Below are 470 nucleotides of genomic sequence, written 5' to 3'. Positions count from 1 at the left end.
GGCGATGTTCTCCACGGCGAGCGGCACCGGCAGCGCGTCCTGGGCGATGCGGACGTTCTCGCACAGCACGTCGAGGGCGTCGCGGGTGCGCGGCACCGGCAGCAGATGCCCGGCCTCGATGCCGGGGGACGCGGTCAGCGGACCGCCCGCCCGCACGAACGCGATGTGCTCGGTGACCAGCGGCGACCCCAGTGCCGTGGCCCGCTCGGCGAGCGCGGTCAGCCGCCGCTCGTCGGGGCGTCCGGCGTCGCCGAGCCCCAGGGAGACGCCGTGCGGGACGACCGTCACGCCGCGCTCCCGCAGCCGCAGCAGCGAGGCGGGCAGGTGCCCGGGGCAGACGTTCTCGGCCACCGCCTCGACCCAGTCGACGCCCGGCATGGCCTCCACCGCGTCCGCGATCTCCGGACGCCACCCGATTCCGGTCCCCAGCCGCACCGTCGTCATCCCCGTCCCCCTCCTTCACCCGGGCG

General features: G+C 76.6%; 1 protein-coding gene. It reads right to left on the bottom strand.

Features of this window, described 5'->3' with window-relative positions; translation table 11 throughout:
- The coding region (locus CCN29_RS36605) for a multinuclear nonheme iron-dependent oxidase (protein WP_442538659.1) at nt 1–444 on the bottom strand (444 nt) is incomplete at its 3' end.
- Between the last annotated feature and the right edge of the window lie 26 nt (nt 445–470).

The organism is Streptomyces pseudogriseolus, assembly GCA_002154585.1.
In the GTDB taxonomy this organism is placed as follows: Bacteria; Actinomycetota; Actinomycetes; order Streptomycetales; family Streptomycetaceae; genus Streptomyces; species Streptomyces pseudogriseolus.
This window is presented reverse-complemented; position numbering and strand designations above follow the sequence as displayed.